A 20867-nucleotide genomic window follows, 5' to 3' on the forward strand; every position below is an offset into this window, starting at 1 on the left:
GGACCTCGCTCGCCGGATCACGGCTGCAACCATTTTCCGAACAGACGTGTCACCCGAGGCATGAACACGTAGACCACCAACAGCACGATGCTGGCCGTGATCAGCACATTGCTTTGCACATAACCGCCCAGCCAGGGCATCCAGCCAAACAGCGGCTTGAACAGCATCGGCACCAGAAAGCTCAGGGGCAGGATGACCAAAAAGGTCACGCAGGACTGCTTCCAGCGCGGTGGGGGCGGCGCAGCCTCATCAGTCGGAGTAAACCAGAACTCACGGTCGGCCTTGACCTCGGTCTGGTCGCCATCGGCGAGCAATGGCCGCGCCTCTTCGACCAGCTTGCGGCGATCCTCGGAATCGAGCCAATGCTGCAATTGTTCAGTCGTGGCGAAACGCAGCACACTGGTGAACTGCGCCAACCCCAGGCTTTGTCCGCGCATCACATCAATGCCCAGATGCCCTGGATACGTGCGCGCGATGGCAATGGTGCGACGCAACCAGTTTTCGTACGCCTCATCCCCGCCCTGTTTGACCCGATGGCGCACCAGCAGTGTGACCACGCCTTCCGACAATTCGATGTTCATGACTGACTCTCCGAGCATGCCCGTTGGCAGTGACGGCGCAGCGAACTGCGCCGTTGAGCAACGGAATTTTTCCGTGGCTTACTTGACCTGACGTTGCGGCGCCTTGTGCACCATGGTGTAAGCGTAATCCACGCCCATGCCGTAGGCACCACTGTGCTCGCGCACCAGGTCCATCACTGCGTCGTAAGTCTCTTTGTGTGCCCAGTCGCGCTGGTACTCGAGCAACACTTGCTGCCAGGTCACCGGCACCGCACCGGCCTGGATCATCCGCTGCACTGACATGTCGTGAGCTTCTTTGGTCGTCCCACCCGATGCGTCGGTGACGATGTACACCTCGTAGCCTTCGGCCAGCGCTTCCAGAGCCGGGAAGTTCAAGCAGACTTCAGTCCAGAGTGCGGCCATGATCAGTTTCTTGCGGCCGGTGGCCTTCACCGCCTCCACCAGTTTTTTATCTTCCCAGGAGTTCATCGAGGTGCGCTCGATGGGCTGATGATCGGGAAACACACTGAGCAATTCCGGCCAGATGTAGCCGCTGAAGCTTTCGGTTTCGACCGACGTCAAAATGGTCGGCACGTTGAAGATCTTCGCGGCTTTGGCCAGTGCAACGGTGTTGTTCTTCAGGGTCTGACGGTCGATTGATTGCACGCCGAAGGACATTTGCGGCTGGTGGTCGATCAGGATCAGAGCGGAGTTGGTTGGGTTGAGCAATTCACGAATAGACATGGCGTGTTCCTTTTGATGTCGCTGTTCTGGAGGGTTGAGTTATTCAGGCTGTAAGGCACGGTGCGTGGTCTCGTTGGAGGTGGTGTGCTACCGGCTTGGAACCTAATGTAGTTGCTGGATAAAACCGAAACAATTACCTAAAATGCGTAATCATTATTTCCAAAACAGGGACAATATTGGACCGGATCGAATGCATGCGTGCTTTTGTCGCCACTGTCGGAGCAAACGGCTTCGCCGCCGCAGCCCGAGCGATGGATGTGCCGCGCTCAAAAGTCAGTAAACAGATTCAGGCGCTGGAAGAGGCCATCGGTGTGCAGTTGCTGCAGCGCACAACGCGCAGCCTGCACCTGACCGAGGCCGGCGCGGAATACTACGAAGCGGCCCGTGAAGTGATCGCGTCCGTGGACGAAGCCGAGCAACGTGCGCGTAACGGCATTGGCGAACTACGCGGCGTGCTGCGGGTCAACGCGCCGATGTCGTTCGGTCTGCGGCGACTCGGGCCGTTGATCCCGTTGTTTCATGAGCAGCATCCGAACATTGAGCTGCAACTGGTCCTGAGCGACCAGCAGGTCGATCCGGTGCGCGGCGGTTTCGATGTGACCATCCGCATCGCGAGCCTGCCGGACTCCTCCCTGGTGGCCCGACTGTTGGCGCCTGCTCCGCGGATCATGGTCGCCTCCCCGGCTTATCTTGAGCGCGCGGGCACACCGCAATCGCCAAAGGACCTGAGCGCCCACCAATGCCTGAATTATGGCTACCTGCAGAGCGGCGTCAGCCTGCAATTGAGCAACGGCAACGAGACGCAGCGCGTGCACGTCACCGGCCCGCTGCATGCCAACAATGGCGACCTGCTGGCCCAGGCGGCAGAAGCCGGCATGGGGATCGCCTTGCTGCCGAACTTCATTGTCGAAGAGGCTCTGGCGGCCGGCAGGCTGGTCGCCGTGTTGTGCGAATGGCAGGCTCCGCCGATCACCATCAACGCGGTCTACTCGTCTGCACGTCGGGTGCCGCAGAAGACCCGGGCGTTTATCGAGTTTTTGGTGACGCAGCTTGCGCAAGAGCCGAGTTGAGTCGTAATGCTGTTCACTTAAGCCGTAATGCTACAAAGAATGCCTCGCGGCTGAAATTGCTTAAATGAACAGCATTACGAGTTGAGCCGGTGCCTTGGCTCTCGCTTTAATCGCCTCGAGTAACCCGTCCATCGGGCAGGTACGCTGCGATATTGCGCATTGCGCGCTCAACGTACTGTTCTTTTTCCCCGACTGGCGCGACGTAGTGCAGTGCGCTCTCTGCCGCTTCGACGCCTTCCAGGCGGGCAATGATCCAGGCCGCAAGATAGACCGAAGCGAGGCATCCACCGGCGGTGGCGATGTTGCCTTTGGCGAAGAACGGCTGGTTAAGGACATCGATGCCAGCCGCCTGAACCCACGGTTTCGTCGTCAAATCCGTACAGGCCGGTACACCCTCCAGCAAGCCAAGTTTGGCCAACACCAGCGTGCCTGAACACTGCGCGCCCAGGAGCTGCCTCGAGGGATCAAGTTGCAACTGCGCCATCAGGGCGGTGTCAGCCACGACCTCGCGAGTCTGCATGCCGCTCCCGACAATCACCGCATCGGCTTCACTCGCTTCGCGAAGCGTTGCCTGGGATTCGATCACGACCCCGTTCATTGAACGAACACGGGCCGTTGGGCTGGCAATCGATACGCGCCATCCCGGCTTCTTGATGCGGTTAAGCACACCGAGTGCGATCAGGGAGTCGAGTTCGTTGTAGCCTTCGAAGGTGAGAATGGCGATATGCATGGCTGGGGCTTCCTGCAAATGTGGCTGGCATCCGCCAGAAGGAGGCGGTTGTACAGGCGCAGGCTATGGCGAATAATTAGTACAATCAAATTATTGTAATGGATACATCTCCATGGCTCGCTCCCGGTATAAATCGTTGGTCGACGCGTTCGCTGCCGACATTCGAGCAGGACGCCTGTCACCTGGGACGCGCCTGCCCACGCACCGGGAGCTTGCGGCCAACGAAGGCCTCGCCTTGGCCACGGCGACCCGTGTCTACGCAGAGCTTGAAACCATGGGCCTGGTCAGCGGCGAAACCGGGAGAGGTACGTTTGTCCGGGAGACCTCGTTGCCAACCGGGTTAGGCATCGACCAGCATGCAGTCGCCACCGGTGTTCTGGACCTTAACTTCAACTACCCGTCTCTACCGGGCCAGGCAGAACTGCTGCGTGGCGCATTGCGCCAACTGGCGTCTGCGGGCGATCTGGAGGCATTGCTCCGTTATCAGCCCCATGGCGGACGACAGCATGAGCGTGCATCAGTCGCCAGGCATCTCCAATGCCGAGGCTTGAGCGTCGGCGACGAGCACGTACTGATCGTCAACGGGGCTCAACACGGGTTGGCGGTGACTGTCATGGGGCTCCTGCGCCCAGGCGATGTTGTCGTGACGGATGCCTTGACCTATCCCGGTTTCAAAGTCCTCGCGGACACCCAGCGCCTGGAACTGGCCCCCCTCCCCGCTGCAGGCGGTGAACCTGATCTGGATGCCTTGGCTCGACTGTGCCGCAGCAGAAAGGTCCGCGCCGTCTACACCATGCCGACCTTGCACAATCCACTGGGGTGGGTCGTCAGCGAAAGCTGGCGGCAACGTTTGGTGAGCATCGCCCGCGAGCATGACGTGCTGATCATCGAGGACGCCGCCTATGCGTTCCTCGCAGAGGACGCACCGCCCCCCTTGGCAGCGCTTGCACCGGAAAGAACCGTGTACGTGACAGGCCTGTCGAAAAGTGTCGCCACCGGGCTGCGCGTCGGATTTGTCGCGGCGCCCTCCGCCTGGGTACCCGCTATCGAGAGAGCCATACGCGCCACCGTTTGGAACACGCCCGGGGTGATGACTTCAATCGCCTGTAACTGGCTCGACGACGGCACGGTCAATCGCCTGGAAGACGAAAAGCGCCAGGACGCTGCGAAGCGACAGGCCATGGCCAGAGCCACGTTGACCGACCTGAAGTACATCGGTCATCCCTCCTCCTATTTTCTCTGGCTGCCGTTGGGTGAAGAGGTTCGCGCAGACCAGGTGGCGATGGCACTGATGCGCGAGCACGTTTCGGTGTCGACTGCGGAGCCCTTTGCAACTTCCGCCCCTATTCCTCACGCGATCAGGCTTGCGCTCGGCTCGCTGGAACTGGATGCCCTGCAAGTCGCACTCGACACGGTGAAACGTGTGGTTGACGCTAATTCTTATTGAGGTGGCCGAGCGTCGACTTCCAAGGCTCTAGCTGCGTCATTCGCCATCCACCTGATGGCGTCATTGCCCGTCCGCCCACCCCGGGTGGCGTCCAAACGCCTCGAACAGTTCAAAAATGGTTGCCTTGACCTTTTGCACCGCGTTGCTCTGCACGGCGGTGTCAGGCCAGCACAAAGACAGCTCACGGGTGAACAGCCGATGATCGATCCTGGCCAGCTTGAGCTTATGTTGATCCAATTCAGCATGGGCGGCCGCCCACGGCAGGATCGTCACACCGAGCTTTGCCAGAACGGCTGAGAACAGCAAGTCCGTGGAGTTGGCTTCGAACTCGACCTCACACTGCAGACCGGCCTCCTGCAATGCCGACTCGACTCGACTGCGAATGGTGTTTGGGGCACAGGGCAGCACCAGCGGCATCTTCGCCAAGGCGTCGATTGTCACCGGCCCCTCGGGTAACGGAAATTCCGGCCACGCAATCAGGTACAGCGTTTCGGTGAGCAGTCGCTGCGAGATCAGCCCACGGGTTTCGACCACATCGACATTCACCGCGAGCGCAACTCGCCCGACCGTGATCAGGCCTCCCAGCTCGGCGCTCGGGGCGTCGATCAATTCCAGCTTGATACCCGGATACCGACTGCGGATCGTGCGCGCGAGCGGAATTGCCAACATCCGCGCAGTACTCGACGGCATGCCGACCGAGACCTTGCCCTGGGGGAGTTCGGCGTCCTGACGCAGCAGTTCACGGGTGCCGTCGGCCTGGCGCAGCAGCTCGATGGCATGCCGGTACAGTGTCTGCCCGGCCGCGGTGGGTACTACGCCCTGCACGCTGCGCTCGAGCAATTGTGTGTCCATGTCCCGTTCCAGATTGCGCATCTGCTGGCTGATCGCGGGCTGCGCGATATGCAGTGCCTCACTGGCGCGGGTGATGTTGCCGCACTCGACCACCTTGATGAAATACCGCAACTGGCGCAGGTCCATGGGGGGGACGTCCAAAGAATCTGACTCTATATAAAAATCCGATGGGACCAAAGGAATTTCATATTTGTAGCTTATGAGATGCGCTGCCTAGACTGATTTCACAATAAACGAAGCGCTGACGGCGTCCCCCGCCTCGTAGCGCCTCAATAGGCCTGATCAAGGTCAATGGGAGATCCTTAATGTCCAGAGCATTAACCGCATCAGCAACGAGCGTGAAGCCGATCAAAACGCCCCTGACCCGCGAGCAGATTCGCGGCTTCTGGACGGTCTACCTGGGATGGGTGCTGGATGGCGTGGATTCGGTGATCTTCGCCCTGGTGTTGATTCCCGCCCTGACCGAGTTGCTGCCCAACTCGGGCATCACCCCAACCCCCGCCAACATCGCCATGTACGGATCTCTGCTGTTCGGGCTGTTTCTGATCGGCTGGGGTCTGTCGTTTATCTGGGGACCGCTGGCCGACCGTTTTGGCCGGGTGAAGATGCTGGCAGCCAGCATTCTGGTGTATTCGCTGTTTACCGGAGCCGCCGCCTTCTCGGAGAACATCTGGCAATTGGCGGCGTTTCGGCTGATCGCCGGGATCGGTGTCGGTGGCGAATGGGCACTGGCCGGCACCTACGTGGCCGAGAGCTGGCCGGAGGACCGGCGCAAGATGGGCGCGGGCTACCTGCAAACCGGCTACTACTTCGGCTTTTTCATTGCCGCGTTGCTGAACTACACCGTCGGCGCAACCTACGGCTGGCGCGTGATGTTTCTGTGCGGCCTCGCACCGGCAGCGGTGGCGATCTACACCGCGTTGAAGGTGAAAGAGCCTGCCCAGACGCATAAGGTGGCGCACCCTGTTGCACGTTCCCCCATCACGTCTGCACGCACCTCGTGGTGGGAAATCTTCGCCCCGGCCTTTCGCCGACGCACGCTGACCAGCTCAGCCTTGGTCGGAGTCGCCATCGTCGGTTTGTGGGCCGGCTCGGTTTACGAAGCAACGGCCGTGGTGACCCTGGCGACCCGCGCCGGCATCGACCACGTCGGCGCCGTGCACCTGGCATCCATTGGCGCAGCGGTACTGTCGCTCAGCACCATTCTCGGCTGCCTTGTTGCGCCGTGGCTCGCCGAACGGCTTGGGCGACGGCTTGCGTTGGGCATCTACTTCGCCGGCATGGCGACGTCGATCATCGTCGCCTTTGGCTGGGTCTTCTATATGGACGACGGCCTGCACCTGTTCATGGTGTCGCTGGTGTTTCTCGGTTTCTTCGGCGGCAACTTCGCGATTTTCTCGCTCTGGCTGCCCGAGCAGTATCCGACCCGAATCCGCGCCACGGCGTTCGCCTTCAACGCCTCGGTCGGCCGCTTCATCGGCGCCGGGGTCAACTTCCTGCTGGCTGCTGCGATCCACTGGCATGGCTCGCTCGGCGCCCCCATCGCCTGGACCGCTGCGGCCTTCGTGGCCGGCATGCTGATCCTGCCGTTTGCCGTCGAAACCCGTGATCAACCATTGCCGCAATAAAACCGCAGCGCTCAAACATTCAGTGGAGAACCGTATGCAAGCTTTGCAAGGCGTGAAGATCGTCGACTTGAGTCGCGCACTGTCGGGGCCGTTCTGCACCATGGTGCTGGCGGACCTCGGCGCCGATGTGATCAAGATCGAGCCCGGCCCGACCGGTGACATGAGCCGGACCTGGGGCCCGTTCGACCGGGGCGTGAGCACCTACTATCTGTCGTGCAATCGCAACAAGCGCGGCATGTGCATCGACTTCCGCAACCCCCAGGGCCTGGCCGCGATCCAGCGGCTGATTGATGACGCCGACGTGGTGATCGAGAACTTCAAACCCGGCACCCTCGATAGCATGGGCCTGAGTTATGAGGTGCTCAGCGCGCGCAATCCACGGCTGATCATGGGCAGCATCAACGCCTTTGGCAGTGACGGCCCGATGAGCAGCTGGCCGGGTTTCGATCAGATCGCCCAAGGCTACTCGGGGCTGATGAGCCTGACGGGGTTCGTCGATGGCGACCCGACCCGCACCGGCACGGCCATCGGCGACCTGACCTCGGGCATGTGGCTGGTGACGGCGGTATTGGCCGCCCTGCTGGAGCGCGAACGCACCGGGCACGGCCAACACGTCAGCACCTCGTTGCTGGCCAGCCTGGTCGGGTTGTTGAGTGTGCACGGTCAACGCTACCTCAGCCTCGGCGATGTCCCCCGCCGCACGGGCAACGCCCACTCGGTCATTGCGCCTTACGGGGTGTTCCAGACGCAGGACGGCCCGCTCAATCTGGCGCCAATCACCTCGGCCATGTGGGGACGTTTATGCACACTGCTCGATTTGCCGACACTGCCAGACGACCCGCGCTTCGCCACCAATGAATCCCGGGTCGAGCGACGTGACGAGTTGAAAGCTATTCTGGAAAGCCGCTTGAAAACCCGCAGCAAACGCGCCTGGACCGAACTGTTCATCGAGGCCGGTTTACCCGCAGGTCCGATCAACACACTCGACGAAGTGTTCGACGACCCGCAGGTGCTGCATAGCCAACTGACCCGAACACTCATGCACCCGACACTCGGCGCGCTGCGCCAGGTCGTGACCCCGGTGTTCAGCGCGACCGACGCCGCAGAACCTGCGCCCGGTATCAGCCAGCGACCACCGCCGCTGCTCGGTGAACACACCCTCGAAGTCCTGCGCGAGGCAGGTTTCGACACGGCATCGATCAACGCACTGCTGGCCGCGAAGGCCGTGTATCAGGACACCAGTGATTCGCCAGTAATGGCATCCGCACAATCAACAGGAACCGCACAATGACCCCGACGCAAACCTCTTCCGCCACCGTAACCGTCAACATGGTCGATGAACGAATCGGTCGGCTGGTTTTCAGCAACCCCACCCACCGCAACGCCCTCAGCGCACAACTGTTGACGGCCCTCGACGAAAGCCTCGTCGCACTGGCGTCACAACGCATACCGGTGGTGATACTCGGCAGCGAAGTCGGCCAGCCCGTCTGGAGCGCCGGCCATGACATCCGCGAACTGCAACACGATCACGACCCGATTGCCTACGGCAAGCCACTCGAAAAAGTCTTGCGCCGCATCCGCGCCTACCCCGGCGTGGTGATCGCCATGATCTCCGGTTCGGTATGGGGCGGTGCGGTCGACCTGGCGATGAGCTGCGACCTGGTGGTCGCCGATCACAGTGCGAGCTTTTCGATGACGCCGGCTAACATCGGTTTGCCCTACACAACGAGCGGGCTGCTGCGCTTCTTCAACAACCTGCCGATCCACGTGTTGAAGGAAATGTTTTTCTGCGCGCACAAGCTCGATGCAGAACGCGCTGAACATTTCGGTGTGGTGAACCGGTTGGTCGACAGCGACACGCTGGAGGCCACTGCGCTGGAACTGGCACACACGATTGCCGGCAAAGCGCCGCTGGCCATTGCCGCGGTCAAGGAGCAGCTGCGCATACTCGAAGACCTGCAACCGATGCCGGTTCAGGCGATGGAACAGATTGCAGAACTGCGTCGACAGGCATGCGAGAGCAGCGACTTTGATGAGGGGCTGGCGGCGTTTGCAGAGCGCAGGCCGGCGGTGTTTAGCGGTCGGTAGGATTCCCTGAGGCAGACAATCAAGCCTGGTGAACGACGTACGTCACACGGTTGAATCCCGATGGAGCTGACACCCATCGGGAACACCGGTAAAAAATCGAACTCAAGCCATACCGCTGCTTCCAATGTACAGGCCAATGGAGGTAGCGAATGAAAACGGAGCTATGTGTGCTGCCGAACGGAATTTCGAACAACAGTGCCGTACCTTGTATTGGCAATACCCTGGTGTCGCAATCCCGTTCAGTATGAGAGGTGGATTTCATGAGCAGCATCGTCTACATCGTCGGGGCAGTTGTGATCGCCCTGTTTGTCCTGTCGGTCCTCGGGCTTCGATAGATTCGAAGACCATCTTTATTCATCGTTTGTGTTTTATTTCCCTGACGTGGGCGTTCGCCTCATCACCCTTCCTTCGATGATGGCACGGGCGTCACTCGCCACACGACGTTACCGATATCGTCCGCAATCACCATCCAATGCTCCCGTTGGCGAGATACGCCTATCGGCCAATAACCAACAATCGGCTCCATTCAGACAGTGTTACACGTCACCCAAGCCCCCCAGAAAAGGCTGCTGAAAAAACGAGTAGCGTCTCCGAATCCCGAGTCATGCAGCAGTTTTTGAACTGCCGCCTCGGAGTGTGGAGGGTCAGCGCCTTGAAGGATTTTCCCAAGTTTGACCTTCACTTCATCCAGGCTCGCACCCTGCTGTCGCCACCGTTGCCCCCAGGCAGCAAGCAACAATGGTTGACTGGCATAGGCATATTGATTGCCCGCGACAATCAACGGCGCACCTGGCTTTAGATAAGTCCGAATGGAACGTAGAAGTTGTCGTTTGGCGTCGTCTCCAGCGAGATGATGGAGTACACCGATCAGCGTCGCCGCGTCGTATGACGCGTCCGGTGGCAGGTCGTCAACCTGACCAAGATGCACGTCCGTTCTCTCAAGCAAGTCGTTTGCCTCCAGCTGCTGCGTCGCGGCCTCCAGCATCGGCTCAGAGGGATCAACGGCAGTGAAACGCCAACTCGGCTCCAACCTTGCCATTGCAATAATCTCCTGAGCCGTACCGCCTGCGCCAACGACCAGTATTCTCGCCGAGTTTGTGTCACCGAGGATTGCCGCCAGCATGCACGCCGCAAGATCGTGGCAGGCGTCATAGCCTGCCAATGCAATACGGCTCTGTCGTCCGTACTCATTGGCCCGTGAGGTATCAAATTTTTCAGCTGCGTTCAGAGGCGATGATTTCAAGGCGATTCTCCATGTCCTCAAATCAAGCTACGCCATGCTCATCGATAATTAAAATTCATTAATTTTATGCTATCCATTCCCACTAGGAATGTAACGTTTGAGTGACTGCTCGTCTGCCTGGGTTGGTTGCGTCGTTTGGTGATAGCCCGCGTCCGGCATTGCCTCACCCTCCTACCCCATCACTTCAATCAAGTCCCTCGGCGTCATCTTCGTCACCATAATCATCACAATCACGAACATTCCCAAAAACCCCAGAACGCCCATCCAGAACCATTTCCTGTAAACGGATCTGTACTCCTCAGCAAGCCCCACCCCCGTCTCAACCGCGCTCAAGGCCATCATCTGCAGCCGCTTCTGAAGCACCAACACCGGAAGCCACAGCGAGCCCACACACAGGAAGATGATCAGCGACGTCAGAACCCATTCCGTGGTGAGGGGAAGTCCGGCGAGCTTCACCAACAGGTAACCCGTCACGATCTGAATGAAACCTGCCGGTGTGGTAATCCAGGTGTCGAACCGCACGACCATTCTCGCCACGTGCGCGATCACTTGAGGATTGGCCGTGCGGCTGGCGGCGATCAAATAGAGGTAAGACCCCATGCCGAATCCGAACAGGAAAATGGCGGCGATTACGTGGATGTACTTCAGACTCAGGTAGAGCATGGTCAGCCCTGCTCGTCAGAGAATTTTACCGACAAGTGTAGATTCGCCGGGTCGTTGATCGCAGCCATGTACTCATCAACGGTGATCTCGCCCACGCAAGCCCGGGCACCGGGCTCGGGCGAGTACCCTTGGACGATTTTTGCGGCCAAGGCAACAGCCGCGCAGCTGGGGATCTCTGGGCCCTTGTCATTCATAGCGGTCAGTTGCACCGTCATGGACAGCGGCTTTGCATCAACATCGATGCCCCGGACGTCGATGTACATTGCACTTTTACCATCACCGAATCGCTCGAACCTGCGGCCCAAGCGATGCAACCTTGCAGCCCATGGCGCAGGGTCCCGAACCAGCCCCACTCTCATCGCCTGAGCCAGCAGATAGTTGGCCACACCGCCGAGCTTCAGGCCTGACCCAGCCTTGAAGCTCAGGGTTTGCGCACCATAACGCTGGGCGAATATATCGATGTCCGGCACGTCGACATTGGCCAGCACCCGGGTCCCCAGTCTTGGCATCTTGCGAAGCGTCAGGTCCTGCCAGCCCAACACTTCATGCACCCGTCCATTCTTGAGTTGCTTGATCGGTTTGCCTGCGTAGGCGAGCACACCTTCGACGGTCGACAGTCCCGGCATCTTTGCCGAAGATGAAATGCCATGGTCGATCGAGTCGATACGTTTGAAGCGATGTCGGTGTTGGTCGATTATTGCTGCCGATAAGGTTGGCACCGAACTGCAACCGCTGAGGATAGCCACTCCTGCACGCTTGGCTTGCACGTCGAGCGCGCCGATACCGGTGACGAAGGTACGGCAGTCAGACAGGTCGCAATAGTTCACGCCCGCATCGATACAGCCCTGCGCAACGGCATAGGTCTGTCCCTGGAACGGGCCGCCGGTATGAATGACCAACTGAATACCCATCAAGTCCAGGACGGACTTGAATGCAGTGTCCATGGCATCGCCGCACCAGCTTTCACAAGTTGTGCCCGATTGGGCTTTCAGCTCATCGACTTTGCGCAACAACCTGTGTGAGTCGCGCCCCGAAATCACCAGGGATACACCTGACATCGCAATTAAATGCCGGCAAACGATGCTGCCAAAGTTTCCGTAGCCACCGATTACCATCACCCTGAGCGTCATTCAACTCTTCCCTAAACCATTCGATCATGTGGCTAATTCGCCCTGAACATGGACTGGCGCGGAGCTTCTCTGATATCAGATGGCCAGGCAAGCGGCAATGCCATCTACCCAACCAGGCAACTCACCGCCGCTAACCCTGATTGAGAAAAACGGGTACAACCATTAGCCTGCTCTGGATTGAAAACCGGCACCTTTGGAGGCATCGATGCGCCTGCTGTGCAGAATCAAACCGCTGTGCCTCTCGATGCTAGCCATTATCGTGCCCTGCCTGGCGAGCGCCGAGCCGAGGCCCGAGCATATGGTCTATCTGCGGGCGATTGATCCGGGTATCGAGCAAGACATCCGCTACGCCAGCGCCCACAACTTCACTGGACACCCACTCGACGGTTACGACGCTGCGGAGTGTCTGTTGTCGCTGGACGCCGCCAAGGCCCTTGCCCGGGTACAAACGGCGCTGCGCGCGCAAGGCTACGGTTTGAAGGTATTCGACTGCTATCGACCCAGCCGTGCTGTTGCCGATATGGGGCGCTTTGCGACGGAGCCGGGTGACCCGCGCAAGGCCGAATTCTATCCGCGTGTCGACAAACAAGACTTCTGGCGTCTGGGCTATGTGGCCCGGGTTTCGAATCACTCCAAGGGCGGCACGGTGGATCTGACGCTGACAGGTCCAGAGGCTCTGCCCGCTCAGACATGGAGCCCCTCAGCTACGCAAGTCGACTGCGCCGCTCCCTATGAGCAGCGTTGGCATGATGGTGCCGTCGACATGGGAACAGGGTTCGATTGCTTCGATGAGCGAGCGCATACCGACAGCTCAACGATCAACGCGACCGCCAAAGAGAATCGCCAGCGGCTCAGCAACGCCATGCAGAAAGAGGGTTTTTCCGGGTATTCGAAAGAGTGGTGGCACTTCACCTACACCGGGAATGATGCGTTGAAGAACGTCATGGATTTCCCCATTACGGCCCAGGCGCTGGACACCAGCAACCAGCTGATTGTGGTCACGACAAAAAACTGGACTGATGTCCAGGGGGCCGCCCAACGCTACGAGCGGCAAGGGAAAACGTTTCAGAAATACGGCGCGCCGTTTCCGGTGGTTGTCGGCAAAAGCGGGCTGGCCTGGGGCAAGGGTCTCGGTGTCGTCGAGCAACGCGAAGGGCCGGTCAAACGTGAAGGCGACGGGAAAGCGCCTGCCGGCCTGTTCAAACTGGGAACAGCTTTTGGCTACGACAGCTCGGCCGATACCAGGCTGCCTTACCTTGCGCTGACATCGAGCACCGAATGCGTGGATGACAGCCACTCCAAACGCTATAACGAGCTCGTCGACGGGTCGACGATTGCCAAGGACTGGAACAGCTCCGAACACATGCGTCGCGATGACGACATGTATCGACAAGGTATTGTGATCGAGCACAACACGCCAGCGTCCGCCGACTCCGGCTCGTGCATTTTCTTCCACATCTGGCGGGCCCCCACCTCCCCGACGCTGGGCTGCACAGCCATGGACCCAGCGGATATTGCTCGCTTGTTCAGCTGGCTGGATCCGCGTCAGTCCCCTCTACTGATACAACTGCCCGAAGCAGAGTACGAGCACTTTCGCGAACGCTGGAACCTTCCCCAGCGTTGATACCGTTGACTCAAACTCGGCCTGCTCGCATGCACTGACCTCAGTCGTGATCCACGCCAGCGCGCTTGAGCATTTTCTTGCAGCGTTCGGACAAGTGAAACACCCGCAACTGTTTGCCGGTCTTGACATAGCGCTCCCGCAGCGTCTTCAGCGCGGCGATGGCCGAGTAGTCGACAAAGCTCAGGTGACGACAATCGAGGGTCACCTGGGACGGGTCGTTGGCAGGGTCGAACTGGTTGAGGAACGGTGCAGTAGAGGCGAAGAACAGCGTGCCGTGCAGGCGGTAGAGTTTGCTGCCGTCAGCTTCCAGGTAACTGTCGGCGTATAGCTCGCGGGCCTGCTGCCAGGCGAAATTCAGCGCGGCAATGACAATTCCGCAGAGCACGGCGATGGCCAGATCGGTGAACACCGTGATGATCGTTACGGCAATGATCACCAATACGTCATTCAACGGCACCTTGTTGAGCACCCGCAGCGAGGCCCAGGCGAAGGTCTGCTGCGCCACGACGAACATCACCCCGACCAGTGCGGCCAGCGGGATGCGCTCGATCAGCGGCGAAAGGAACAGGATGAACAGCAAGATCATCACTCCGGCGACCACGCCAGAAAGGCGACCGCGGCCGTTGGAACTGAGGTTGATCACGGTTTGGCCGATCATGGCGCAGCCACCCATGCCGCCGAACAGCCCAGAAACCATATTGGCCGCGCCCAATGCCACGCATTCGCGATCCGGGTAGCCACGACTCTCAGTGATCTCGTCAGTGAGATTCAGCGTCAGGAGCGTTTCCAGAAGGCCGACCAAAGCCATCAATACCGCATAAGGGGCGACGATGCGCAGGGTTTCCAGGTTCCAGGGCACCTGAGGCAGGGCCAGGCCAGGCAGGCCGCCGGCAATGTGCGCCATGTCGCCAAGGGTGCGCGTCGGCAGGCCGAGCAGGTAGACCGCCAGACCGACGCCGAGGATCGCCACCAACGCCGGTGGCACGGCTCGGGTCAGACGCGGCAACACGTAGACGATGGCCATCGTCAGCGCCACCAGCCCAATCATCAGATACAGCGCTGTACCGCTCAGCCAGGTCCCGCCATTTTTGAAATGCTCCAGTTGCGCCAGGGCAATGACAATCGCCAGGCCATTGACGAAACCGAGCATCACCGGGTACGGCACCATGCGCACCAGTTTGCCCAGCCGTAGCAGACCGAAAGCCATCATCAACAGTCCACCCATCAACACGGTGGCAAGCAGATACTGCACGCCGTGCTGCACCACCAGCGCGACAATCACCACGGCCATCGATCCGGCAGCACCGGAAATCATCCCCGGCCGGCCCCCGAACAGGGCAGTCAGGGTGCAGATGATGAAAGCTCCGTATAAGCCCATCAGCGGATTCAGGTGCGCAACCAGAGCAAAAGCGATGCATTCGGGCAGCAGAGCAAAAGAGGTGGTGAGTCCGGCCAGTACATCGGCACGCAGACGTTTGGGTTTCATGGCTTACCTAAAATACAGGCCGACGGAACGAGCCGCAGGGCGTGGCGGGAAAAGACGGCTGCGGATGTTACGGAATTGAAGACGGCCCGGCCAGCGGCTCACCCGTAATGCCTGTCAGTTAAGAGACTTAAGGCCCGACGCACGACCCGTAGCAGCTGGCGAAGCCTGCGTTCGGCTGCGAAGCGGCCGTAAATCCTGCCTACACGGTTAACCTGAAAAAACGTGGTGTCTGATTTTACGACTGCTTCGCAGCCGAACGCAGGCTTCGCCAGCTGCTACAGGGAATGTGTCGGGCCTGAAATCCCTTAACTGAGCGGCATTAGCAGCTCACGCGTTATTTTTTCAGGCTTTGCAGGCGCAGTTTCGCGCGTTGCACGGCGGCCATTTTTTCGGGGCGCTTCATGCGCTTCCATTTCCTGATGTCCTCCTTGATGCGCCCACAACTCACACACAGCTCACCGCGCAGCTGGCAAACGGAAATGCACGGGTTTTCGATATCCTTGGCCATGGTTCAATCCCGCGTCGAGCGCTGGCGCGCCAAACGTTGCTGCCAGTTTCCGGCATGAGAGCGCTGACACTCTTCTTCAGTGTCAAATTGCACGTGAGCCGAAACCGGGCTGACGAGAATGTCCGCCTCACTCAGCGCCACAGCCGTCAGTTCGACCATGCGTTCAGCTTGCCCGATGGCCAGGGCCTGGCGCTTGTTGGCCTGTGTGTCGAAAACCCAGATCACCCTCAAGCTTGCGGGGAATGCCGTGTAATCCACCTCATGGGTCAGCCAGGCAAACCCGACGATTTCCGCTTTGGCCGTCTCACAGGCCTCGGTCAGGGTAACCACCAGGCGACGCTCGATTCGCGCCTGATCGCGTTTGCTTAAAAGCATGGATTGATCCTTGAATGAGTATCCAGGGCCGGCTGAGAGATGCATCAACCGGCTATGTGTTCTTTTCGCAAATGATGCCGCGCCTACAAATGGGCGGCAGGGGGAACGCTGCGGGAAATCAATGACGGCAACCATACCGAAACACACAACCCGCGTCTTGCCACCTCATCGCCAAACCCCAGACGGATCTGTGCCCCGTTGCGATCGGCTACGGCCTTGACGATCGACAGCCCCAGCCCAGACCCGACCTCATGATTCCCGAGGCTGCGATAAAACGGGTCGAACACACGCTCCCGCTCCTCGGCCGCAATCCCCGGGCCGGAATCCTTGACCTGCAACAGCGCTCCGCCCTCCTCCATGCCCACCGAAAGATCCACCCGGCCGCCCGCCGGCGTATAGCGAATGGCGTTATCGACCAGGTTCTTGACCATGGCACGCAGGTCGAGTTCGTTGATCAGCACCTGCACGTCCAGTTCGTCCTCGACACCGATGTCGATATGCTTGGCCTCGGCCAGCAGCATCAGGTCCTCCAGCACGCGACGATAGACGCCATGCACGGAAACCGGCGTTGCAGGCACCGTCGAGTTCGATTGCGCGGTGGCCAGCGCCAACAGTTGATCAATCAGATTCTTGCCGCGCTCGATCCCCCGCCGCAACGCAAACAGACGCTCCCGGGCCAACGTCGACATGTCTGCCACGGCCAGGCGCTCGGCTTGCAGCGACAGGGCTGTCAACGGCGATCGGAGTTCGTGAGCGGCGTCGGCGACGAAGCGCCGCTGGGTTTCCATCGACTGCGCCACACGATTGAGCAATCGATTGATGGCCAGCACGAAGGGACGGATCTCGGCGGGCAAATGGTTTTCGTCGATGGGGTGCAGTTCCTGCTCGCCGCGCTGGTCGATTTCAGACGCCAGTGCCGCGATAGGCCGAAACAGCTTACGCACCAGATCGGCAACCACCAGCAAGAGCACGGGAAACAGGATGAGAAACGGCAGCAGGCCGCGCCAGGCGCTCTCGCGGGCGTCCTTGTCGCGCGTGCCGGTTTCCTGCGCAACGGCGATGCGGGCGCCACTGGTCAGGGTCTTGACCAGCACACGAAACGGTTCGCCACCGACCACCAGCGTCGACAGGCCGTCGGCCAGCGTTGTCGGCAGTGGCAGCGGTGCGCCGGCCTCCACGTTGCCTGACGCCTGGTTGCCATCGTTCAGGTACTGAACGGTGACCCTGGATTCTTCATCGTCGCCCTCGATGCCCGCGCCTTGCGTCGGATAGGTCAGCGTCATCTGCTGACGCTCGAACAACACGGCCACCTGATGCAGGGTGTTGTCCTGCATTTCCAGGGCTTCATCGAATGCCGAGACGAAGGCAAAAATGCCAGCCACGATAGCGACGATCAGAATGGCCAGCGACAGGGAAACGGACAGCCTGACCTGGACCGACTCGCTCAGTCGCCTTTTGAAACCATCCATCCCATACCCCTGACATTCTTGATGACGTGGCTACCCAGCTTGCGACGCAGTGCATGAATCAAGAACTCCACCGCATTGCTTTCCACTTCATTGCCCCAGCCGTAGATGCGGTCTTCAAGCTCGCTGCGCGAGAGAATCGCCCCCGGCCTGATCAACAGCGCCTGCAGCAGTGAAAACTCGCGACTGGAGAGCTGGATGTCCGGGTTTTCTTCAGTGCTGGCTTGTTTCGAGATCGGGTCCAGCGACACCACGCCGTTGCTGAACACCGGCAGCGCGCTGCCGCCTTTGCGGCGCAGAACGGCACGCATGCGGGCCAGCAGCTCCGCCATATCAAAGGGTTTGAGCAGGTAATCGTCAGCGCCGCCATCGAGGCCGCGCAAGCGATCGTCGAGGCTGTCGCGGGCCGTGATGATCAGCAGTGGAACGCCGTTGTTGCGAGCCCGAATGCTGCTCAGGACTTCCAATCCGTCCTTGCCGGGCAAGCCGAGGTCAAGCAGCACCAGGTCATAATGTTGAGTGTCCAGCGCCGTCAGGGCGGTGAGGCCATTGTTGACCCAGTCGGCGGCGTAACTGGCATCTTTCAGTGCGTCCTGGATCGCCTCCCCGATCATGGGGTCGTCTTCGACCAGTAATATCCGCATGTCCCTCTCCGGTGATAAGTGAGGCTCGACACTCACGCGGATCTACCTGCGCGAGTGTCGAGCCTGCATTGAATCACCTGTTCAAGCGTGCGCGAAGCGATTTATGGGTATTGAAAGCGCTCAGCTTTTTCCTTGCAGCGAATTGAAGGTTTTCAGCAAATCATCCATTGCTGCCTTGCAGTCGCTCTGTTTCGGGCTGTCGGCGCGCAAGGCCTCAAGTGCAGTGTCGATGGACTTGTCCAGGACATGCCAGTCGCTGGCAGCGCGCGGCTTGATGCCGGCTTCCGCGGAGTCCCAGGACAACTCCAGGTCCTTGATTCGCGTTTTCGCACCCGGCAGGTCGTTTTTATTCACGAGATCGGCGACGTTGGCTGCAATGCTCTGGAATGCCGACAGGTCGCCCAGTTTCGAGACCGTGCTCTGCTGAACGCTGGCTGCGCCCGAAGTAGCGCCGGCTTTTGGGGCGTCAGCAGGTTTCGAACACCCGGCGGCCAGACCAAACACGACGATGGCGGAAAGGACAGCGGATTTACGAAGGGCAGTTTTAACGTAGACCATGATGATTCCTTGATAGGCTTTTGAACGGGTTATTCAGTGACGAGTTTGCGATTGCCGACGTTCATCTGCGCGGCGGCGACCAAAATCAGGATGACGCTGAGGAAAATCGCGCTGGTCCACATGGCGCCCATGCCAAGGCCGCCATAGGTTTTGGCTTGGGTCAGCAAGTCTCCCAGGGAGGCGCCGAAAGGACGGGTCAGGATGTAGGCGATCCAGAAGGTCAGGACTGTATTGCCACCCAGGCGCCAGGCGGCGAACGTCACGGCGATCAGCGCGCCGAAAATCACCGCGCCCAGCGTAAAGCCAAGTCCCAGCGCTTCGGTGGCCAGGTCGCCGGCGGCGGTGCCCAGCGCAAAGGTGCAGAGCACCGTCGCCCAATAGAACAGTTCCCGGCGCGGCGTGACGATTTCAGTGATTGAAAGACTGCGCTCCAACCGGTACCAGATCATGAAATTGATCGCCAGCAGCACCGAAAATACCGCCGTACTGGCATACAGGCTGATGCCCATCTTGTCAGTGAGCACGTCGGTAATCTGCGTCCCGACGACGCTCACCAGCACCACCGTCAGCCAATAAATCCAAGGGGTGTAGGCGCGTGTACGAAGTTGGCCGAACAGTGCAATCGCCAATAGCACGGCCATGCCGATACTGGTCACACTCTGCCCCAACCCGGCATCGACGGCGAGAAAGTCAGCGCCGGTTTCACCCACGGTGGTGGACATGATCTTGATGACCCAGAACGACAGGGTCACCTCGGGGACTTTATTGAGCCAGTCAGCTTTCGTAAGCGGCTTCATGTGGATGCTTCTCCTTGACAGCGCAGCAATTGGCGCAAGGGAGAGACTACGCAGGCAAACTTAGCTGGAACTGAGGAACCTCGATTATCGGTCATGATGCGAACATAAAATCCCGGCCAGGCCGGTACACATGGGCTTCGCGGGCGCTCCTGGCTAAAAAAATCATCTCAACAGCCTGTAGCAAACAGTTACAAATAAGGCCATTATTCCGCTCGCAGTCACCATGAACGACCCTCTTACAGAGCGGTTCAGTCCAGGATCATTTGCCCACTGCCGAGACTTTCCGAGCGTCGTACTGTGTTTTCGGAGGTAGTGGGAAAGCCTTACTTCTTAAGGAACGTATTTTGACAAACGTCTGTACCAGCAGCCTTGATATCGGCTTTGCTTCTCTGGATTACCTGCAAATTGGCATCCTGGGCATCATTCAAGGCATCACCGAGCTATTACCTATTTCGTCCACTGCGCACATGCGAATCGTCCCTGCCCTGCTCGGCTGGCCCGATCCTGGCTCGGCGTTTTCCGCCGCGATGCAATTGGCTGCACTGGCCGCGGTCGTCAGCTATTTCTGGCGTGATGTACGGGAAGTCGTCACGGGCAGCATCGGCGCCGTGCGCCAGCGTGACTACAGCAACCAGTCGTTCAAGCTGGCCGTGGCCATTGTGCTGGCGACCATCCCGATCGGCATTGCAGGCCTGGCCTTGTCCTCGCTGCTCAATACCTGCAATTCACCCTTGAGAGGCCTGATGGTGATTGGTATCTCATGCCTGGTGATGGCCGTTCTGCTGGCCGCAGCCGAACTCAGCTGCCGCCATCAGCGCGTCGTGGGCCAAATGCGCCTGCGGGATGCATTGATCGTCGGTATTGCACAGGTTGGCGCGCTGATCCCCGGTGTTTCCCGCTCAGGCTCAACACTCACCGCCGCACTCTTCCTGAACTTCAAACGTGAAGAAGCCGCGCGTTTCTCATTCCTGCTCGGGCTGCCCGCTATCGCGCTGGCCGGTTTGAAAGAGCTGTGGGTGCTTTATCACGCACATATCCCGGCCGAAGCGTGGTCGCACCTGATTTTCGGATTGGTGATCGCCAGCGTGTCGGCGTTTTGCGCCATCTGGGGCCTGATGAAATTCCTCGAAAGGTTTTCCACCTGGCCTTTCGTTATCTACCGGGCGGTGCTGGGTATTTTCCTGATTGTCGCGGTCAGTACCGGGCTGTTGAGCTAAACAACGTTCAAACGCTGATAGAGCCCGGCCCTGTGCC

At 59.6% G+C, this 20867-nt stretch carries 21 protein-coding genes; 7 read left to right on the top strand and 14 right to left on the bottom strand.

Annotation, left to right across the window (positions count from 1 at the left end):
- Nucleotides 1-17: 17 nt before the first annotated feature.
- Both AC1DIG_RS00895 and AC1DIG_RS00900 read right to left on the bottom strand, forming a co-directional pair.
- Nucleotides 18-581 (bottom strand): antibiotic biosynthesis monooxygenase, encoded by a 564-nt coding sequence (locus tag AC1DIG_RS00895; RefSeq protein WP_477765718.1) that lies wholly within the window; start codon nucleotides 579-581, stop codon nucleotides 18-20.
- A 78-nt stretch (nucleotides 582-659) separates the two neighbouring features.
- Nucleotides 660-1304 carry a hydrolase gene (locus AC1DIG_RS00900; protein WP_054597057.1) on the bottom strand — a complete coding sequence of 215 codons (645 nt, stop codon included), beginning with the start codon at nucleotides 1302-1304 and terminating at the stop codon, nucleotides 660-662.
- A gap of 176 nt (nucleotides 1305-1480) precedes the next feature.
- Between AC1DIG_RS00900 and AC1DIG_RS00905 the strand changes: the two genes are divergently transcribed.
- Nucleotides 1481-2374: a LysR family transcriptional regulator gene (locus AC1DIG_RS00905; RefSeq protein ID WP_477765719.1), complete on the top strand. Its 894-nt coding sequence runs from the start codon at nucleotides 1481-1483 to the stop codon at nucleotides 2372-2374.
- Between the two features lie 106 nt (nucleotides 2375-2480).
- On the opposite strand, the gene AC1DIG_RS00910 is transcribed toward AC1DIG_RS00905, so the two are convergent.
- Entirely contained in the window at nucleotides 2481-3104 is a 624-nt protein-coding gene (locus tag AC1DIG_RS00910; protein WP_477765720.1) for a DJ-1/PfpI family protein, read from the bottom strand.
- A gap of 112 nt (nucleotides 3105-3216) precedes the next feature.
- Between AC1DIG_RS00910 and AC1DIG_RS00915 the strand changes: the two genes are divergently transcribed.
- Nucleotides 3217-4551 carry an aminotransferase-like domain-containing protein gene (locus AC1DIG_RS00915; protein WP_477765721.1) on the top strand — a complete coding sequence of 445 codons (1335 nt, stop codon included), beginning with the start codon at nucleotides 3217-3219 and terminating at the stop codon, nucleotides 4549-4551.
- A gap of 60 nt (nucleotides 4552-4611) precedes the next feature.
- On the opposite strand, the gene AC1DIG_RS00920 is transcribed toward AC1DIG_RS00915, so the two are convergent.
- A complete protein-coding gene (locus AC1DIG_RS00920) occupies nucleotides 4612-5529 on the bottom strand; it encodes a LysR substrate-binding domain-containing protein (protein ID WP_477765722.1) in 918 nt (305 codons plus the stop codon).
- Between the two features lie 212 nt (nucleotides 5530-5741).
- Here AC1DIG_RS00920 and AC1DIG_RS00925 point away from each other — a divergent pair, with 212 nt between their 5' ends.
- Genes AC1DIG_RS00925 through scpB form a run of 3 tightly spaced genes read left to right on the top strand, consistent with a single transcriptional unit; the run spans nucleotide 5742 to nucleotide 9119 of the window.
- Nucleotides 5742-7031, top strand: a complete 1290-nt coding sequence (locus AC1DIG_RS00925; RefSeq protein WP_477765723.1) for an MFS transporter — start codon at nucleotides 5742-5744, stop codon at nucleotides 7029-7031.
- A gap of 34 nt (nucleotides 7032-7065) precedes the next feature.
- The gene (locus AC1DIG_RS00930; RefSeq protein ID WP_477765724.1) at nucleotides 7066-8322 is read left to right on the top strand and encodes a CaiB/BaiF CoA transferase family protein; all 1257 of its coding nucleotides are present in this window, start codon (nucleotides 7066-7068) and stop codon (nucleotides 8320-8322) included.
- Nucleotides 8319-9119: a methylmalonyl-CoA decarboxylase gene (scpB, locus tag AC1DIG_RS00935; RefSeq protein WP_477765725.1), complete on the top strand. Its 801-nt coding sequence runs from the start codon at nucleotides 8319-8321 to the stop codon at nucleotides 9117-9119. Before AC1DIG_RS00930 ends, scpB begins: the two co-directional genes overlap by 4 nt.
- Before the next feature lie 526 nt (nucleotides 9120-9645).
- On the opposite strand, the gene AC1DIG_RS00940 is transcribed toward scpB, so the two are convergent.
- From AC1DIG_RS00940 to AC1DIG_RS00950, 3 genes are all read right to left on the bottom strand, one after another.
- Nucleotides 9646-10362 (bottom strand): class I SAM-dependent methyltransferase, encoded by a 717-nt coding sequence (locus AC1DIG_RS00940; RefSeq protein ID WP_477765726.1) that lies wholly within the window; start codon nucleotides 10360-10362, stop codon nucleotides 9646-9648.
- Between the two features lie 171 nt (nucleotides 10363-10533).
- Complete coding sequence (locus tag AC1DIG_RS00945) at nucleotides 10534-11025, bottom strand: DUF2269 family protein (protein WP_477765727.1); 492 nt, start codon at nucleotides 11023-11025, stop codon at nucleotides 10534-10536.
- A gap of 2 nt (nucleotides 11026-11027) precedes the next feature.
- Nucleotides 11028-12155 (bottom strand): saccharopine dehydrogenase family protein, encoded by a 1128-nt coding sequence (locus AC1DIG_RS00950; RefSeq protein ID WP_477765728.1) that lies wholly within the window; start codon nucleotides 12153-12155, stop codon nucleotides 11028-11030.
- 205 nt (nucleotides 12156-12360) lie between these two features.
- Here AC1DIG_RS00950 and AC1DIG_RS00955 point away from each other — a divergent pair, with 205 nt between their 5' ends.
- Nucleotides 12361-13779: a M15 family metallopeptidase gene (locus AC1DIG_RS00955; RefSeq protein ID WP_477765729.1), complete on the top strand. Its 1419-nt coding sequence runs from the start codon at nucleotides 12361-12363 to the stop codon at nucleotides 13777-13779.
- A gap of 40 nt (nucleotides 13780-13819) precedes the next feature.
- Here AC1DIG_RS00955 and AC1DIG_RS00960 read toward each other — a convergent pair whose 3' ends face one another.
- From AC1DIG_RS00960 to AC1DIG_RS00990, 7 genes are all read right to left on the bottom strand, one after another.
- Nucleotides 13820-15265: a SulP family inorganic anion transporter gene (locus AC1DIG_RS00960; RefSeq protein WP_477765730.1), complete on the bottom strand. Its 1446-nt coding sequence runs from the start codon at nucleotides 15263-15265 to the stop codon at nucleotides 13820-13822.
- Nucleotides 15266-15599: 334 nt separating this feature from the next.
- A complete protein-coding gene (locus AC1DIG_RS00965) occupies nucleotides 15600-15773 on the bottom strand; it encodes a DUF1289 domain-containing protein (protein WP_477765731.1) in 174 nt (57 codons plus the stop codon).
- Between the two features lie 3 nt (nucleotides 15774-15776).
- Nucleotides 15777-16148 carry a hypothetical protein gene (locus tag AC1DIG_RS00970; RefSeq protein ID WP_477765732.1) on the bottom strand — a complete coding sequence of 124 codons (372 nt, stop codon included), beginning with the start codon at nucleotides 16146-16148 and terminating at the stop codon, nucleotides 15777-15779.
- Nucleotides 16149-16231: 83 nt separating this feature from the next.
- Nucleotides 16232-17617, bottom strand: a complete 1386-nt coding sequence (locus AC1DIG_RS00975; protein WP_477765733.1) for an ATP-binding protein — start codon at nucleotides 17615-17617, stop codon at nucleotides 16232-16234.
- Nucleotides 17593-18258 (bottom strand): response regulator transcription factor, encoded by a 666-nt coding sequence (locus tag AC1DIG_RS00980; RefSeq protein WP_477765734.1) that lies wholly within the window; start codon nucleotides 18256-18258, stop codon nucleotides 17593-17595. The genes AC1DIG_RS00975 and AC1DIG_RS00980 overlap by 25 nt, the downstream gene beginning before the upstream one ends.
- Nucleotides 18259-18378: 120 nt before the next feature.
- Nucleotides 18379-18816, bottom strand: a complete 438-nt coding sequence (locus tag AC1DIG_RS00985) for a hypothetical protein (RefSeq protein ID WP_477765735.1) — start codon at nucleotides 18814-18816, stop codon at nucleotides 18379-18381.
- Between the two features lie 29 nt (nucleotides 18817-18845).
- Nucleotides 18846-19613 (bottom strand): COG4705 family protein, encoded by a 768-nt coding sequence (locus AC1DIG_RS00990; protein WP_477765736.1) that lies wholly within the window; start codon nucleotides 19611-19613, stop codon nucleotides 18846-18848.
- Between the two features lie 344 nt (nucleotides 19614-19957).
- Between AC1DIG_RS00990 and AC1DIG_RS00995 the strand changes: the two genes are divergently transcribed.
- A complete protein-coding gene (locus tag AC1DIG_RS00995; RefSeq protein ID WP_427529106.1) occupies nucleotides 19958-20830 on the top strand; it encodes an undecaprenyl-diphosphate phosphatase in 873 nt (290 codons plus the stop codon).
- The last annotated feature ends 37 nt before the right edge of the window (nucleotides 20831-20867 follow it).

The organism is Pseudomonas sp. 05N431, assembly GCF_056397005.1.

Coding starts and splice junctions, on each gene's coding strand:
- AC1DIG_RS00895 (WP_477765718.1), bottom strand. CDS start 581: ATGAACATCGAATTGTCGGAAGGCGTGGTCACACTGCTGGTGCGCCAT.
- AC1DIG_RS00900 (WP_054597057.1), bottom strand. CDS start 1,304: ATGTCTATTCGTGAATTGCTCAACCCAACCAACTCCGCTCTGATCCTG.
- AC1DIG_RS00910 (WP_477765720.1), bottom strand. CDS start 3,104: ATGCATATCGCCATTCTCACCTTCGAAGGCTACAACGAACTCGACTCC.
- AC1DIG_RS00915 (WP_477765721.1), top strand. CDS start 3,217: ATGGCTCGCTCCCGGTATAAATCGTTGGTCGACGCGTTCGCTGCCGAC.
- AC1DIG_RS00920 (WP_477765722.1), bottom strand. CDS start 5,529: ATGGACCTGCGCCAGTTGCGGTATTTCATCAAGGTGGTCGAGTGCGGC.
- AC1DIG_RS00930 (WP_477765724.1), top strand. CDS start 7,066: ATGCAAGCTTTGCAAGGCGTGAAGATCGTCGACTTGAGTCGCGCACTG.
- scpB (WP_477765725.1), top strand. CDS start 8,319: ATGACCCCGACGCAAACCTCTTCCGCCACCGTAACCGTCAACATGGTC.
- AC1DIG_RS00945 (WP_477765727.1), bottom strand. CDS start 11,025: ATGCTCTACCTGAGTCTGAAGTACATCCACGTAATCGCCGCCATTTTC.
- AC1DIG_RS00950 (WP_477765728.1), bottom strand. CDS start 12,155: ATGACGCTCAGGGTGATGGTAATCGGTGGCTACGGAAACTTTGGCAGC.
- AC1DIG_RS00955 (WP_477765729.1), top strand. CDS start 12,361: ATGCGCCTGCTGTGCAGAATCAAACCGCTGTGCCTCTCGATGCTAGCC.
- AC1DIG_RS00960 (WP_477765730.1), bottom strand. CDS start 15,265: ATGAAACCCAAACGTCTGCGTGCCGATGTACTGGCCGGACTCACCACC.
- AC1DIG_RS00965 (WP_477765731.1), bottom strand. CDS start 15,773: ATGGCCAAGGATATCGAAAACCCGTGCATTTCCGTTTGCCAGCTGCGC.
- AC1DIG_RS00970 (WP_477765732.1), bottom strand. CDS start 16,148: ATGCTTTTAAGCAAACGCGATCAGGCGCGAATCGAGCGTCGCCTGGTG.
- AC1DIG_RS00975 (WP_477765733.1), bottom strand. CDS start 17,617: ATGGATGGTTTCAAAAGGCGACTGAGCGAGTCGGTCCAGGTCAGGCTG.
- AC1DIG_RS00980 (WP_477765734.1), bottom strand. CDS start 18,258: ATGCGGATATTACTGGTCGAAGACGACCCCATGATCGGGGAGGCGATC.
- AC1DIG_RS00985 (WP_477765735.1), bottom strand. CDS start 18,816: ATGGTCTACGTTAAAACTGCCCTTCGTAAATCCGCTGTCCTTTCCGCC.
- AC1DIG_RS00990 (WP_477765736.1), bottom strand. CDS start 19,613: ATGAAGCCGCTTACGAAAGCTGACTGGCTCAATAAAGTCCCCGAGGTG.